General features: G+C 44.9%; 13 protein-coding genes. 9 read left to right on the top strand and 4 right to left on the bottom strand.

Annotation, left to right across the window (positions count from 1 at the left end; translation table 11 throughout):
• Window positions 1-94: 94 nt before the first annotated feature.
• From AACU28_RS03310 to AACU28_RS03280, 7 genes are all read left to right on the top strand, one after another.
• Window positions 95-1,306, top strand: coding sequence for an ATP-grasp domain-containing protein (locus tag AACU28_RS03310; RefSeq protein ID WP_121602335.1), 1,212 nt, complete (start codon window positions 95-97; stop codon window positions 1,304-1,306).
• Window positions 1,303-3,114 carry an IucA/IucC family protein gene (locus tag AACU28_RS03305; protein WP_121602334.1) on the top strand — a complete coding sequence of 604 codons (1,812 nt, stop codon included), beginning with the start codon at window positions 1,303-1,305 and terminating at the stop codon, window positions 3,112-3,114. The genes AACU28_RS03310 and AACU28_RS03305 overlap by 4 nt, the downstream gene beginning before the upstream one ends.
• A 6-nt stretch (window positions 3,115-3,120) precedes the next feature.
• Complete coding sequence (locus AACU28_RS03300; protein ID WP_121602333.1) at window positions 3,121-4,335, top strand: MFS transporter; 1,215 nt, start codon at window positions 3,121-3,123, stop codon at window positions 4,333-4,335.
• The gene (locus tag AACU28_RS03295) at window positions 4,310-6,175 is read left to right on the top strand and encodes an IucA/IucC family protein (RefSeq protein ID WP_121602332.1); all 1,866 of its coding nucleotides are present in this window, start codon (window positions 4,310-4,312) and stop codon (window positions 6,173-6,175) included. Before AACU28_RS03300 ends, AACU28_RS03295 begins: the two co-directional genes overlap by 26 nt.
• Window positions 6,168-7,370: a type III PLP-dependent enzyme gene (locus AACU28_RS03290; protein WP_121602331.1), complete on the top strand. Its 1,203-nt coding sequence runs from the start codon at window positions 6,168-6,170 to the stop codon at window positions 7,368-7,370. Before AACU28_RS03295 ends, AACU28_RS03290 begins: the two co-directional genes overlap by 8 nt.
• A 290-nt stretch (window positions 7,371-7,660) precedes the next feature.
• Entirely contained in the window at window positions 7,661-7,927 is a 267-nt protein-coding gene (locus AACU28_RS03285; protein WP_121602330.1) for a DUF3081 domain-containing protein, read from the top strand.
• A 45-nt stretch (window positions 7,928-7,972) separates the two neighbouring features.
• A complete protein-coding gene (locus AACU28_RS03280) occupies window positions 7,973-8,608 on the top strand; it encodes a CIA30 family protein (protein WP_121602329.1) in 636 nt (211 codons plus the stop codon).
• Between the two features lie 113 nt (window positions 8,609-8,721).
• Here AACU28_RS03280 and AACU28_RS03275 read toward each other — a convergent pair whose 3' ends face one another.
• The gene (locus AACU28_RS03275; protein WP_121602328.1) at window positions 8,722-9,747 is read right to left on the bottom strand and encodes a zinc-binding alcohol dehydrogenase family protein; all 1,026 of its coding nucleotides are present in this window, start codon (window positions 9,745-9,747) and stop codon (window positions 8,722-8,724) included.
• Window positions 9,748-9,903: 156 nt separating this feature from the next.
• On the bottom strand, window positions 9,904-10,671 hold the full coding sequence (locus tag AACU28_RS03270; protein ID WP_121602327.1) for a glycine betaine ABC transporter substrate-binding protein: 768 nt from the start codon (window positions 10,669-10,671) through the stop codon (window positions 9,904-9,906).
• Window positions 10,672-10,938: 267 nt separating this feature from the next.
• On the opposite strand from AACU28_RS03270, the gene AACU28_RS03265 reads away from it, so the two are divergent.
• Window positions 10,939-11,871, top strand: a complete 933-nt coding sequence (locus tag AACU28_RS03265; protein ID WP_121602326.1) for a LysR family transcriptional regulator — start codon at window positions 10,939-10,941, stop codon at window positions 11,869-11,871.
• Window positions 11,872-12,027: 156 nt separating this feature from the next.
• On the opposite strand, the gene AACU28_RS03260 is transcribed toward AACU28_RS03265, so the two are convergent.
• Window positions 12,028-12,417 (bottom strand): hypothetical protein, encoded by a 390-nt coding sequence (locus tag AACU28_RS03260; RefSeq protein WP_017081954.1) that lies wholly within the window; start codon window positions 12,415-12,417, stop codon window positions 12,028-12,030.
• 170 nt (window positions 12,418-12,587) lie between these two features.
• Entirely contained in the window at window positions 12,588-13,781 is a 1,194-nt protein-coding gene (locus AACU28_RS03255) for a benzoate/H(+) symporter BenE family transporter (RefSeq protein ID WP_121602325.1), read from the bottom strand.
• A 99-nt stretch (window positions 13,782-13,880) separates the two neighbouring features.
• Here AACU28_RS03255 and AACU28_RS03250 point away from each other — a divergent pair, with 99 nt between their 5' ends.
• Window positions 13,881-14,447, top strand: coding sequence for a helix-turn-helix domain-containing protein (locus AACU28_RS03250; protein ID WP_102454444.1), 567 nt, complete (start codon window positions 13,881-13,883; stop codon window positions 14,445-14,447).
• The last annotated feature ends 32 nt before the right edge of the window (window positions 14,448-14,479 follow it).

Raw genomic sequence — 14,479 nt, 5'->3', positions numbered from 1 at the left:
TAGAAAAATTCTCTTTCTTTTAACCCCGAAAGAGAGCACTTGAAAGCGAGTTGTGAGCAGGCGACAACAACGTTTTGGAAATTAGGAAAGCCCCATGAAATCTACGATAATCATCGTGAGTCACGTCGTGAATGATGCGATCACTCACGGCTTCGTGCCGACAGCAAAAGCGATGGGTCTCCACGTCATTTTGATCACAGACCACAAACTCAACCACTTAAAACTGGCAAATGAAGATGACCGCTTTAATCCCGATGAAATTTTGGAATGCGATGTCTTCAACCCTCTTGAACTCATCGAAATCATCACAGAGCAAGAACTAGAACCTCATGCTGTTTTCAGTAACAGCGACCACCTACAAACTTCCACTGCAATCTGTGCACAGTTCTTTGGTTTACCCGCTAAAGATTGGAACGTGACGATTAAGGCGAAAAACAAATACTTAACTCGTCAGGTTCTCAACGAAAAATCGTTACCTAATACTCAAAGTGTTTTGTTAAGTCGAGAGAGCGCTCCTGTATTCGATTTCGATTTTCCTGTCGTTGCGAAGCCCAAGGAAGGCGTGGCTAGTTTAGACGTGCAGCGCTGCGAGTCCGCAGCTGAGCTGGATAACTATTGCGATACGTTTTGGCAAAAGCACCCTACGACTCCCATTTTGGTTGAGGCGTTTTTACAAGGTCCGCTTATCACTGTCGAAACCATTGGCGACGGGGAAAATTTAGTCGCGCTTGGTGGGTTCGATGTAGAACTCTCTGCGCCACCTTACTTCATCGAAACAGCGGCAAGTTGGAATGGTATTAACAGCGTGCACTACCGTGATGAATGTATACGTCAGCTTCAAGAATTCGGGGTGGGGTTTGGTGTCTGTCATAGCGAATTCATCATCACAGATTCGGGGCCGGTACTGGTCGAGATCAACTATCGAAGTATTGGTGATGGACGAGAGTTTTTACTTGATAACCTCAGTAGCGGGAATTGGTTCAATACCATCTTAAATCTTCACTTGGGTCACAAGCTTGACCCTACATTTCGTATTGATGGCAGTGCCCATGTGCACTATGTAGTTGCTCAACAAAGCGGTTTGATTGAAGGGTCATCAACTTCTTTCATTCACCAAGAGGGCGATATTGTCACTCAGCAGCAAGTGCTTAAAAAGGTTGGTGAGACGTTCCAACAAAGTTTCTCCAACAAGGATTACTTAGCGAGAATTTCGGTCGTTTCCCCTTCTAGTCAAACTCTAGAACCCGTACTACAACAGGCAATCTCTCGCTTCAATCTAACAGCAACAAACGAGGTAACAGCATGAATGGCAACGCGTTATACCTCACTCAGCGACTAATCGATACTTGCTTGCGTGAAGATTTGTTTGGATTAGTTTCTCAAAGCCAATTTAAATCTCAGCTACCAAATACACTCAAACTATCTTCTTATTCTCGTAATCAAATTTGGGCTATTTTTGCGGGTTCAGACTTTACACTCTACTTGCCCGTTACTCCGAGTTATTACATGCAGCGTTGGGTATACGGGCAACCAGATGGTTCGAAAGGTGATGGTTGGTTCATCGAGAGAAATGGTGTCGTTGAAACCCAGCAGCACTATCAAGATTGGATCGAACTACTGAAAGCAAGTGCTCACGAAAGCTCGCATTCGTTATTAGATGGTTATTTGCAAGAACTCGAATGCGCAGAAAAACACAAAGGATTGTGTGATAGTGCCTTCAGTCAGCAATCCGAATCACTAATGCAACCGATTTCTCAACTAGAACGTTGGGAGCAAAAGCTATTGCGTGCCGATCAAATCGCATCCTATCTTGACCACCCTTACTACCCGACAGCACGTGCTAAGTTCGGTTTAAGCGATCACGACCTAGAACAATTCGCGCCAGAATTTGCACAAAGCTTTGAACTTCGTTGGCTCGCAATCGAAAAGTCACTCGTTACATTGACCAGTCCACAACCAGAATGTTGGCCAACGATGGAGCAAGTAGGTCTGCCCGCCGATTTTGCTCTTAGCCATGAGTTATTCCCCGCACACCCATTAACACTAAGAAGTCTTAATGGACTTCCTGACGGTGTCATTGAAGCGCCGGTTGCGTGTCTTGAGGTGACTCCTACCCTGTCAGTGCGCACTGTGGTCGTGAATCAAGCACCACAGATCCACATCAAGGTGCCGCTGATCATGCGATCTTTGGGTACTAAAAACATTCGCCTAATCAAACCCTCCACGCTCTATGATGGGCATTGGTTTGAACGTTTGTTGACGCACTTAGAGCAAACAGATCAAGATTTACACGGCACGCTTTTCCATTGTAATGAGAAACATGGCGGCCACGTTGGTGACGATAAAACCTTTGCTTACATTGTGCGTGAATACCCGCCGAATTACTTCCAAGACAAAGCACTGGTGCCTGTGGCTGCGCTTGCCAGTCCAATGCCTGATGAACGTTTGTTCTTGGAACACCTCGCCGAGCAGTATTATCAGCAAGATACGCTGATTTGGTTTAAAGATTACGTTGATCTGCTTTGCAAAGTGCACCTTACATTGTGGATTCGTTACGGTATTGCTTTAGAGTCCAACCAACAAAACGCCATCATTGCATTCGATGAGCAAGGCAAGATGACCTTAGCCATGAAAGACAACGACGCAGCGCGTATTTGGCCAGAACGTTTCCAAACGTTTGAACAACAATCGCCTGTAAAGTGCGAGCAGCTTTTAGATCAACGTATCACTGTAGATAACGAGCTTGCTCTTGGTCAGATGTTTACCACGATTACTTTGCAGTTAGACATTGCCGCGATTGTCGAAGCAATGGCGACGAAAGGAATCGCCACGTCAGCTTATCTGTATGAAGTGGTCGCCAATAGCCTCTCCCAACAGCTTAGCCAGTTGGACAAACAAGGACACAACACCAAGCTCGCAAACGAGATGTTTTTTGAGTCACCCAACCTATACGCTAAGTATCTATTGAGCTCGGGTAGCTTATTGTCTAAAGAGGCGTCTGGTGCAAGCGATATCAATAAATTTTATGGCTTGTCAGCACCGAACTTTTTATTGCTAACCAGCGAAGAAGCACAACACGCTTACCTTGAAAGCATCAAGCAGAGTGTGAGTTAACCCATCATGACCAAACTCATCTATTGTGTACTTTTAAGCCACTTTATCGCCGCGTTTGCAGCCTTAGGAATGCCGCTGTTTTTGCCAATGGTATTGCCAACACTGGATGCAAACATTACTTCGGACTGGGCGGGGGTACTGTTCATTTTGCCGACCTTTTGCACTGCCGTTGCGGCACGCTTTTGGGGGCAGTTTGCTGATAAATATGGCAGACGTCGCTCTCTATTACGTGCTCAACTCGGGCTTGCAGCAGGCTTCGCGCTGTGTGGCTTAGCCGATAATCTCTCAATGTTTGTGTTTGGTCTTATCGTTCAAGGAACCTTTGGTGGCACCATGGCCGCCTCAAACAGCTACTTATCCAGCCAAATCAACGATGCGAAATCACTCGGTAAGTCACTCAATAAAACTCAGCTTTCTGCCCGTCTGGCGCTAATTATTGCTCCGATAGGGCTTGGCTGGAGCTTATCAGAAACAAACCCGCTGAACGCGTATCTGTGGTTGTCCGCTTTGCCGCTATTCGCGCTATTGATCACCTTAACATTACCCATCGATGACTTAGCGAAATCTAAAGGGATTGTAAAAGATCAGGTATCGAATAAAGCTCAAAGCAGCCAAACCAACTCGCTAAATACGCTTTATTGGGTGTTTGGCGCGCAGTTCAGCTTTGCTTTCGCCATGGTCGTCACGTTCCCCTATTTCTCGCCTTATGTGCAGCAATATGGCGTGACAAGCCAAGCGTGGATTGGGTTTTTATATGCCCTCCCACATGGTGTTTATCTGCTCTTTGCAGGAAAAGTCCATCTGTTCTCAGAATGGGTTGATCGCCACCAGTTTGAACGCAATCAAGCGCAGCGTACTTTATGGCTAGGCTTTGGTTTGCTTGCACTCAGTGCAGCAATGCATCTCACTCCTTATCAAGAAGTGTTGGTTATTGCTCGTATTGTTTTCGGACTTGGCATGGTTTGCTGTTATCACGGCTTGCATCAAGCGTTAGCAAACCAAATTGATCGACGACAAAGCGGCAAAGTATTTTCGCGCTTTGACGCTATGTCTAAATGGGGTGGCGTTGCGGCTGGGTTGACCGCGTCTTTTATATCAAGCTTGGGCTGGCTTGAGGTTCCTTTCATACTTTCTATGTTGGTCAGTGGCATTGCTGCTATCGCGCTGATCATCCATTCAAAATTTGGACATCAACATGTTACAGAATCAATTATCTCCTAGTGAGTATTACGCTGAAGACCAAGTTCTTCAAAATCGTAAAAAAGTACTGCTAAACCGAGAAAAAGCCCAACTCAATACCATCATGGGCGTGGTGAACTGTTACTTACGTGAATACGCGATACCAAAGAAACAGGTTAATTGGCGCTACAGTTCTGCCTCTCTGCCTCAAACTTTGAAAAGAAACTACAACGCTCACCAACGCGTGGCCATTCACCTACCTCACCAAGATCAACCTCAGAAAAATGGTCTGATGGTTTTACCCGTTGAGTACATCAGTAAACTGGGGAAAGTAAAGCTCAGTGATACACCTTGGGCTAAAATGCCCGGTGCAGCTTGGTGCAAATTGGACGCAACTCAAACCCTGACGCTTCTACTCAGTTACCTAAAAGAAATGCTGACGATTCCATTCAATCACGAGTTGGTCGAGCAAATGGAAAACAGTTTGTTGATTACCGAGCAGTTCCTAAACTCAGACAACTCACCTCAGCATCACAACGCGTTTATCGCATCAGAGCAATCGTTACTTTGGGGACATACTTTTCATCCAACGCCAAAGAGTCGTTCAGGTGTCAGTATCGATGATCTGCTAGCGTGTTCCCCTGAGGTTGGCGCTAAGGTTCCCCTGTATTGGTTTAAGGTCGACACTACGTTGCTCGACGTCTTGAGTTCAGATAACCGAACCTCACCAACTACGATGCTTGAACAACTTGCACCTGATGAAAACAATTCAGCAGGTACCATGCTTTACCCTTGTCACCCTTGGGAAGTTTACACACTTTTGCAAAATCCAGTGGTCAAAACGGCCATTGAACAAGGCAAAATCATCCCGCTTGGATTAGGTGGTCAAAAACTCTTACCCACTTCATCCGTGCGCACTCTGTACCACCCAGATATGGATTGGTTTGCTAAGTTCTCTATCAATGTACGTTTAACTAACTGCGTACGTAAAAACGCATGGTATGAGCTCGATAGTGCCGTTCAATTAACCTCGATTCTGCATCCCATCAAAGAGAGTGAACAGTTACATAATCCTGTATTCAAGGTAATGACTGAACCTTACGCGACCACATTGGATCTAGAGTCGGTTGCCGAGCAGGAACAAACTGATGTTATTAAAGCTCGCGAGTCGTTTGGGATTTTGTATCGAGAGAATTTCACCTTAAGCGAAACCGATATTTTGCAACCAACGTTAGCGGGAGCCCTCTTTGCTTACGATACAGACGGGAACAGCTGCATCGCCACTCAACTCAAACAAAAAGCGCAAACAACACAAAGCCAATATGACAATGTCGCCACGCTGTGGTTTGAGCGCTATCTGCATTGTTTGATTCCGGGCGTCTTTAACTACTACTTCAAACATGGGGTTGCGTTTGAACCGCACTTACAAAATACGTTGATTGGATTTGAAAAAGGCATGCCTTGCTGTGTATGGATTCGAGACTTAGAAGGTACCAAGCTACTACGCGAGTTTTGGCCATCAGAAACACTTCAGCTACTTTCAGAGCGTGCTCGTCAATCGGTGTACTACAGCCGTGAGCAAGGCTGGAACCGTATTGGCTATTGCACCTTCATTAACAATATCAGCGAGGCCATTTTCTTTATCGCTGAGGGTAACTCGGCACTTGAGAATACGTTATGGAGAACTTTAAAAGACGCTATCGTCCGCTGGCAGTCTATCAATGGCCAGCAACCCGAATTAATGGCATTGCTTAACGATGGTCATTTCCCAAGCAAAAATAACTTCACAACACGTTTGATGCAAAATGCCGATAAAGAGTCCGGTTACACCCAAGTTGCAGCACCGTGGCCAACTCATTCAAAAGGAGTTCACCATGCTTAATTCTCCTCAACTTTCAGCCTCAATCCATCAAGAAATCCAGCAATTGGCCAAGCAACAAACGCAACCATTATGTGCTTATCTTTATGATCTCGATGCATTGGAGCAGCATATTAAGCAGATGCGCCATGTATTGCCAAAAAACGTAGAGCTATTTTACGCCGCGAAAGCAAATCCTTCAGCGCCGATATTACGCACTTTAGCCCCTTATGTTGATGGTTTCGAAGCGGCATCAGGCGGAGAGCTTGCACACCTCCACCAGCAACAACTCGACAAATCACTGATCTTTGGTGGCCCGGGGAAAGTGCCCAGTGAACTGGAGCAAGCGATTATACTCGATGTTGATGCGATTCATGTAGAGAGCCTCACTGAATTGCAACGCATTGGTTCTTTAACACAAAAGTTGAATCAACCTGCTTCGATCTTCCTGCGTATGAACATCGACATTGGTGACATCACACTTAGCAAATTAGCCATGGGAGGAAAGCCAACCCCGTTTGGCCTAGATGAGAGTGAGTTAAGTAATGCCTTGATGTACCTACGCGATTTCCCCTTAATAAAACTGAAAGGCTTTCACTTCCATTTGATGTCACATCAACTCGACGTTGATCGCCACCTCGCCTTGATGCAACGCTATTTCCAAGTGGTCAAAGAGTGGAAAAAAACGTTCTCACTCGATGAGTTGATCATCAACCTCGGCGGTGGCATGGGGATCAATTACCAAAACCCTAAACAACATTTTCCTTGGATGGAGTTTTGCGACAAATTGGAGTTCCTGATTTCCAAGGAACATTTACAAGATTGGAAGTTGCGTTTTGAATGTGGCCGCTACATCTCTGCACCTTGTGGCTATTACGTAATGGAGGTCTTGGATATTAAACAAAATCTTGGCGAACATTTTGTGATTGCCCGTGGTGGCACGCATCATTTCCGTACTCCGGCAGCGCAAAGCCATGACCACCCTTTTGCAATCGTGAAAAGTAATCAGCAACCCACGATTTCACATCCGATAAACCATGCCACAGCCACATTGGTTGGACAGCTTTGTACGCCAAAAGATGTTTTGGCACGAAATCAACATATCGAGCAGGTCGATATCGGTGACTATGTGGTGTTCACTCTAGCAGGCGCTTATGCTTGGAACATCTCGCATCAAAACTTCTTAATGCATGAACCTCCGGTGTTTCATTACTTCTAGGCATCCGCTGTGCTCTATGATTCCTAACTGATAGTTTGAGTTGAAACTCCATAGAGCCAGCTAAAGACACTAAATATAAAAGGCAATCAATAAAAAGACACCAAATAAAAAGGCGTTAGTAAACTCAAGTCTACTAACGCCTTTCTTCTGTTTGTCTTAGCCCTTATGCAAAACAGCTGCAGTGATTGAGCAACCGACTCCCCACTGTGATCGTAATGCAGAACCAAACCGTAGTTAATTCGAATACAAGCACTTAGCATTTTTCATCGACTGCGCAGCGGGAGTGGTACATGGACAACAGAATCACCATTTTAGAGTTTCTCAGAGTGTTCGATAGCATTCGCTCCTCTGGTAAGCAGTTGGATAGTAAATATCAATTGGGCGAGATGGTAGCGTGGCACGATTACGATGGTTACACCTGTTGGTTGAGCTACAGAGACGTTACGGTGACCCTGATGTTCCACGGCTCATTGAAGATCGAATACGACAAAGCATCGAACTATGAAGACTTCATCAAGCGTTGTTTAGCTATGCTTGAAACTGAACCCTCTCCTTAAACTATCCATAGCTATCAGTAAACAACGCAAAACCTATGGGGAGCAGTGGAGAAAATCATGAACGGAACCAATTGTAAAACGCGGTTACTCCTTAGGTTAACCACACCTTTATTCCTTCTACTCAGCCTACATTCGTTAAGTCTTAAGGCAGATGCAACAGGGACAAACATGATCGACTTTACACAAGCTAGTGAGCATCAAAACTGGACAGTGACCAACGACGATGTAATGGGTGGCATCTCAACAGGCGAGCTCATTTATCTTGATAATATGAGTCGATTTAGGGGCGAGCTATCGTTAGAAAATAATGGGGGTTTCAGTTCTGTAAAGCGCTCCATTGAATCACCTGCCCATGTTATAGATAGCGCAGAGCTAGTATTCATTGGTGATGGTCGCACCTACCAACTGAGGTTTACAACATCGAAGGACGGCAATCGAGTTCAATACAAACACGATTTCGATACCATAAAGGGACAGCAGCTAAATAAGGTGTTCCACTTCAATGATTTTCAAGCGGTGTTCAGAGGTCGGCTACTGAGCGATGCGCCGGAACTTAAGGCACAAGACATCAAACAAATCGGCTTATTGATTGCAGACAAACAGCCCTCGATTTTTGAACTAAACCTAATACAGCTTCACTTCAAAACATCGCAACCTATCCCATCACCGGAAGCTGACTAAACTGAAAACAAACAAAAGCCCCTGATACCTTTTCGACGAGCAACAAGATATCAAGGGCTTCTTCTTTTTAAACCGTCGACTATTCAAACAACGACGGATTAAAACATCAGCGATTAGTATTTGATGGCTGTTTTACCAATCGAAGCACTGCTTTCAATACGTTTGTGCGCATCCTTAATGGTATCCACACTAAAGCCATTTAGGGTCGAGGTTAGCGTCGTTTTAATACGGCCCGCATCAATCAGATTCGCTGCTTGGAATAGGATGTCTTGCTGCTTCTGGATGTCTTCGGTGTTAAACAGTGAACGTGTAAACATCAGCTCCCAAACAAAGCCTGCTGATTTGCCTTGCAGCGCTGATAAGTCAATTCCTCCATCGAATTCTACAATCGAACTGATCATGCCTTGCGGTGCGATCAACTCAACCATCGCATCCCAGTGCCCTTTTGTATCAGCAACATTGAAGATGTAGTCGACATGTTGAATGCCTTGCTCTCGCAAAGACTCGACAAGGTTACGGTGGTTCACCACATAGTCCGCCCCCATATCCCTTACCCACTGTTCAGTTTCAGGTCTTGAAGCTGTTGCGATAACATTTAGGTTGGTCAGTTGCTTAGCCAGTTGAATCGTAATCGAACCAACACCGCCTGCTCCACCAATGATCAGGATAGACTTTTTCTCTTCAGGACGAACACGCAAGCGGTCAAACAATGCTTCCCAAGCCGTAAGCGTTGCTAGTGGCATAACGGCTGCAGCTTCATCAGAAAGGCTCTTCGGCGCTTTAGCGGTAATACGGTAGTCCACAGCTTGGTATTCTGCGTTAGCACCCGTACGTGTTACGTCACCCGCATAGTACACACGGTCACCGACTTCGAAGCCTTCGACGTCAGCACCTTTGCCAACAACTTCACCGACTGCGTCATAGCCCAGCACTTTTGGCTGATCAAGAGTTTTGTCTTTGGCATTACGAATACGAATTTTTGCGTCAGCAGGGTTAATCGAAGTCGCGCTTACTTTTACCAGCAAGTCATTATTTTTTAGTGCTGGCAGACTCGTTTCAAACTCAAATAAACTGTCTTGCTCTGTAATCGCAAGTGATTGAGTAAATCCGATAGCTTTCATTTTTGATGGTACTGACATTGTGCTTTCTCCTTGAATTAGACGAGTTAATCTTAGTCAATTCTCACTCTAGATAAACCGCCTAATATTTGAATGATTCTCAAATATTTTTTGATAATGGTGTTGCCGTTATCTGGGCAATGCAGACATCTAACTGCATTGCCAACGGCTTAGAGGTTAAATCAGGCCTTTCTCAATCAACCAATCATGTGTCACTTGATCTTGTGGTTTACCTTCACGGCAAACTTTGTAATCGAGCTCTGCGATGATGTCATTTGAGAAGCGTAGGGAATCCAACTTCTGAATCTGTTGTTCGCTGAACAGATGCTTCTTGTCGTCTCTTAAAAGAAGCACTGCTCTATCAACAATTCCGAGTAGGCCTTTTGGCTCTTTGAGCTCACGAATATCGTAACGATAGTGCAAAAACTGAGGTTTCCACAGTGGCACTACCACCCACTCTTTGTTTGCGACCGCACTTTCAAAGGCATTGAAACAATCGTCTTCACTGCCAGGAAAGAACTGGTAGCCGGCATCGCTCAGGCCATAATCTTTCATCATCTGGATAGAGAAACGTGTGATGCCAGCGCCAGGGTTGATACCTTGAATGGTCGAGTTCATTTTCTCACCCACTTCGGCTTTTAATAAATCAGAGACTTCAGAAACCGCTTCTTCAGGCACATAGTCTGGTACGCCCCACAACGCATAAGGTTCATAATGAAGCCCAAGCTCGATAAGCGGTTCAACTTCTTCAACATCCGCTTTGTAGATACCGTGACTTGATGGCAACCACGCAGAAGAAAGCAAATCCACTTCGCCTGTTTTCAGCTTTTCAAAGTTCTCCTGATGTGGAGAGAGAATACGCTCTACCTCAAAACCCATGAATTTCAATACATTGGCAACCAATGATGCGGTCGTACGGTGGAACGACAAATCCGTTACACCCATTATGATTTTCTTAGTCATCTTGTCCCCCTAGATCGTAGGCTTCGTTCATACAGTGTGTACTGCGCTACGTTGTCGATAGGGGAAATGATAGTGAGAAAATTACTAATGAAAAACAGCCTCATATTTGAATTATTATCAAATTAGTTTTGACAATTAAGTGTTTGAAGCTAACTTAGAAGCGATAATTAGAGATAACCCATCTGCAGATTGTGATGGGGAAATATTCCAACGCCATGTTTAGAACATAATTCAATACAGGTAGACAACATGCTTCTTGAAGACTTACAGGTCATTTTGAAAGTGGCAGAGTTTCGTAGTATCACTGCAGCAGCCACCAACCTAGACATGCGAACGGCCACTGCCAGTGCTGCCGTTAAACGTGTTGAAGCCGCGTTAGGTGCTGAATTGTTTGTCAGAACCACACGCCACCTAAGGCTCTCTTCAGCAGGCGAGCGTTATTTACCGGAATGCGAACAAGCCTTAAAGATGTTGGAGCAAGCGAAGCTCAACATGCGCGAAGAGCTTGGTATTGTTGACGGTGAAATTCGCATCGCGCTTTCTTCTGATCTAGGGCGAAACCTAATCACACCTTGGCTTGATGAGTTTTTACTGGAATATCCTAACGCCGCACTACGTACTAGCATCAGCGATAGCAATATCGATTTTTACCGTGATTCTGTTGATATGGCGTTGCGTTATGGCTCCCCGACTGATGCCAACATGTATGGTTTCAAGATATGCGATGTACCCAGAATAATGTGTGCGGCCCCTGAATACTTGGCTGAAATGGGAACACCAAAACACCCTAGTGACTTAACTCAACACAATGGTCTGCTCTACCAACTTCATGACATATTGCAAGACGAGTGGATATTCAACGATGGCACTCAAGATCATAAAGTGAAACTAAAAGGAAATCGCGCTTCGAACGACGCAGACCTTGTAAGACGTTGGTGTATCGCAGGTAAAGGAGTGGCAATAAAATCTTGCCTAGACATGTCACGTCATCTGCTTTCAAGCGAAGTGGTTAAAGTCATGCCTGAATTTAAACCAACACCCACAGAGCTGTGGTTAGTATGCCCAAGTCGTCAATCCATCACCCCGACTGTTCGCTTATTAAGAGATCTATTCCGCGATAAAACTGCGGAGATCCTTTCGCAACTTAGTGAGCAAGGCATTATAGAAAGCAAAATATCATAGGATCTAATGCAGCTTAGAGATAAGAAGTAGAGATACAAAAAAGGCGTTAGCGAACTTCAATTCGCTAACGCCTTTAATCATTTGAACATCATATGGGTATGATGAACATACTGACTTTATTACAAGTACTTGGTTTAATAACCTTAATACAAGAGTTTAGTTTGACTCGTCTTCAACAACGTCACAACCTGCACAGCACTGAAGAGCAATTTCATGTTCGAAGGTGATGGTGTCTTCGCCTTCTTCCAGTAGCTCTGCGATTTCATCCGCGACTTCTTTCTCATCATCCGCTTCAATTTCGCTTGCTAGCTCTTCTTCTGAATAACCGAAGAAGTTAAGCAATAGGTACTCACGAGCTTCCTCTTTAGTACATACCACGTTTGCTGAAAGATCAGGTGTAATCTCACCTTGCGCAAGCGTTGCTGTCAGTTGAGCTATCACATCTTCTTTCATCGCAGGCGTTAACCAACCAAGATCAGTACTTACCGTCGTTTTTTTACAGTCGAAGCAAGGCAGTTGATGAAAATAGTATTGAAAGGTAGTCATAAGTAATTTCTTCTTTAAATGTTGTATAGCGAGATTATGCGCGTTTTGTAGCAAAATACTATCTCAATCACAACCTAAGGCTGGTTCGAACTGAATATTTGTACCAAGTTCAGAGCACCATGATGACTACTGATAAATTTAAGGCCTAGCTCACTAGGGACATCATCTCATTACGACGAAGTTTGCGAAGTCTTGTTTGCTCCACGCGACTTAGCTTTGTAATTGTGTAACCAGCAACAAAACAACCCGATGCACAGACCCCAAAATGCGCTACCGATTCCCAGTAAATTGGTCCCAGAAGCAGTGAATAAGAAAGTAAGCAGTGCGGGTTCTCGGTAATGACTGTCTGCCATTGATACCGCAAGGCAATTCATCAATGTCGGCATCACCGCTAAGCCAGCAACCGCAATGACAATCTCAGAGGGTACGGCGCTAAACAGCGACACAAATGACATCCCCATCACACCAGCTAACAAGTAAAACCCGCCCATACAGATCCCCGCCATATAACGTGTCTTTGGATTACTATCCGCATTCGGGCCCATGCAAATAGCGCCCGTAATCGCTGCAAGGTTATACGTAAAACCACCAAACGGTGCGAAGATCAAACCTGTCACCCCGGTGGTGGTAATGATCTTCGATGAATCGACTTGGTATCCGTTCGCTTTTAGAACCGCAAATCCCGGTAAGTTCTGTGAAGCCATCGTCACTATAAACAATGGGATACCGACACTGAACAACGAAAAGAACTCAAAATCGGGCGTGATGAACACTGGGGTCGTTAATCCCATAGTCACCTGACTAACATCGAGTTTGCCAAACCCCACACACATGACCAATGCGATGATGAAAATGCTTGGGATCAGTAAATTTCCTAACCGCGCTTTCGCCAGAATAAATACGGCGAGCATGACCGCTACGACTTGTACCTCTTCCATTAACGACGTGAATAAACCTAAGCCGAATTGCAATAGAATCCCCGCGAGCATCGCAGAGGCAATCGATGTTGGAATCTGTTTTAGGACTTTCTCAAATATCCCCGCTAATCCAACTAACGTGATCAACATCGAACTGAACAAAAACACGGCCACGGCCTGATTCATTGTCAGCCCTTCAAGAGATGTGATTAGCAACGCTGCTCCAGGCGTCGACCACGCTGTAACCACAGGCTTCTTGTAATGAAACGAGAGCAGGATAGTAGTTATGCCCATGCCAATTCCCAACGCCCAAAACCATGACGCCACTTGTTCTTCGGTTGCTCCAGCACTCATTGCCGCTTGGAAAATGATCGCCGCGGCGCTCGCATAACCAATGAAAACAGCGATAAAGCCGGTACTGACGTGAGAAAATTTTAGCTTAGTCATGTTAATTTATTCCTGCGTGCGTTATAACGTCCATAGACTGAACTTAGCACCCGTGCGCTATAACGCACAACTAATTTTTGAAAAACTTGTAGAGAAAATATGCAAACAGAAATTAAAGTCGGCGTTAATTTGAAACGCCTTCGCCAAGAAAAAGGCTGGAGCTTAGACAAAACAGCGAAAGCAACAGGCGTGAGTAAAGCAATGCTAGGACAAATTGAACGTGGAGAATCCAGCCCGACAGTCGCTAAGCTTTGGCAGATAGCTTCTGGGTTCGAGGTGTCACTTTCGAGCTTTATCGCGGCTAGCCCAAACAGTGAACTGACGAGTTTATTTAGAGATGCAAACGAACTAAGGCATGAGGAATACAACATTGGTTTTTTCGTCAGTTTGTTGTTTCCTTTTGAGGAAGCACTAGGGTTTGAAATATTCGAACTCACCCTAGCACCCGATTACCAGCATGAATCTGCCCCACATAACGCAGGTGTCACTGAGCACATCTTATGCATTTCGGGAGAGATGGAAGTGATGTTTGATGGTGAGTGGCATACGTTACGCGCAGGACAAGCCGTTCGCTTTAATGCTAACCAGAACCATGGCTATAAAAATGTCAGTGAAGGAAATGCCGTATTTCATAATGTGATTCACTACCCTAATAGTAAGCAATAGTGCCGGATTTGGCGCTAACATATGTTTAGCTC

The sequence above is a fragment of the Vibrio sp. SBT000027 genome, from assembly GCF_963894355.1.
Lineage (GTDB): Bacteria > Pseudomonadota > Gammaproteobacteria > Enterobacterales > Vibrionaceae > Vibrio > Vibrio splendidus.
The sequence above is the reverse complement of the archived record's forward strand: the minus strand, read 5'-3'. Positions and strand labels throughout refer to the sequence as shown.

Excerpts from the sequence above, each read along its gene's own strand:
- AACU28_RS03270 (WP_121602327.1), bottom strand. The coding sequence starts at position 10,671 with ATGGGTGTAACGGATTTGTCGTTCCACCGTACGACCGCATCATTGGTT.
- AACU28_RS03265 (WP_121602326.1), top strand. The coding sequence starts at position 10,939 with ATGCTTCTTGAAGACTTACAGGTCATTTTGAAAGTGGCAGAGTTTCGT.
- AACU28_RS03285 (WP_121602330.1), top strand. The coding sequence starts at position 7,661 with ATGGACAACAGAATCACCATTTTAGAGTTTCTCAGAGTGTTCGATAGC.
- AACU28_RS03255 (WP_121602325.1), bottom strand. The coding sequence starts at position 13,781 with ATGACTAAGCTAAAATTTTCTCACGTCAGTACCGGCTTTATCGCTGTT.
- AACU28_RS03260 (WP_017081954.1), bottom strand. The coding sequence starts at position 12,417 with ATGACTACCTTTCAATACTATTTTCATCAACTGCCTTGCTTCGACTGT.
- AACU28_RS03290 (WP_121602331.1), top strand. The coding sequence starts at position 6,168 with ATGCTTAATTCTCCTCAACTTTCAGCCTCAATCCATCAAGAAATCCAG.
- AACU28_RS03295 (WP_121602332.1), top strand. The coding sequence starts at position 4,310 with ATGTTACAGAATCAATTATCTCCTAGTGAGTATTACGCTGAAGACCAA.
- AACU28_RS03310 (WP_121602335.1), top strand. The coding sequence starts at position 95 with ATGAAATCTACGATAATCATCGTGAGTCACGTCGTGAATGATGCGATC.
- AACU28_RS03300 (WP_121602333.1), top strand. The coding sequence starts at position 3,121 with ATGACCAAACTCATCTATTGTGTACTTTTAAGCCACTTTATCGCCGCG.
- AACU28_RS03275 (WP_121602328.1), bottom strand. The coding sequence starts at position 9,747 with ATGTCAGTACCATCAAAAATGAAAGCTATCGGATTTACTCAATCACTT.
- AACU28_RS03305 (WP_121602334.1), top strand. The coding sequence starts at position 1,303 with ATGAATGGCAACGCGTTATACCTCACTCAGCGACTAATCGATACTTGC.
- AACU28_RS03250 (WP_102454444.1), top strand. The coding sequence starts at position 13,881 with ATGCAAACAGAAATTAAAGTCGGCGTTAATTTGAAACGCCTTCGCCAA.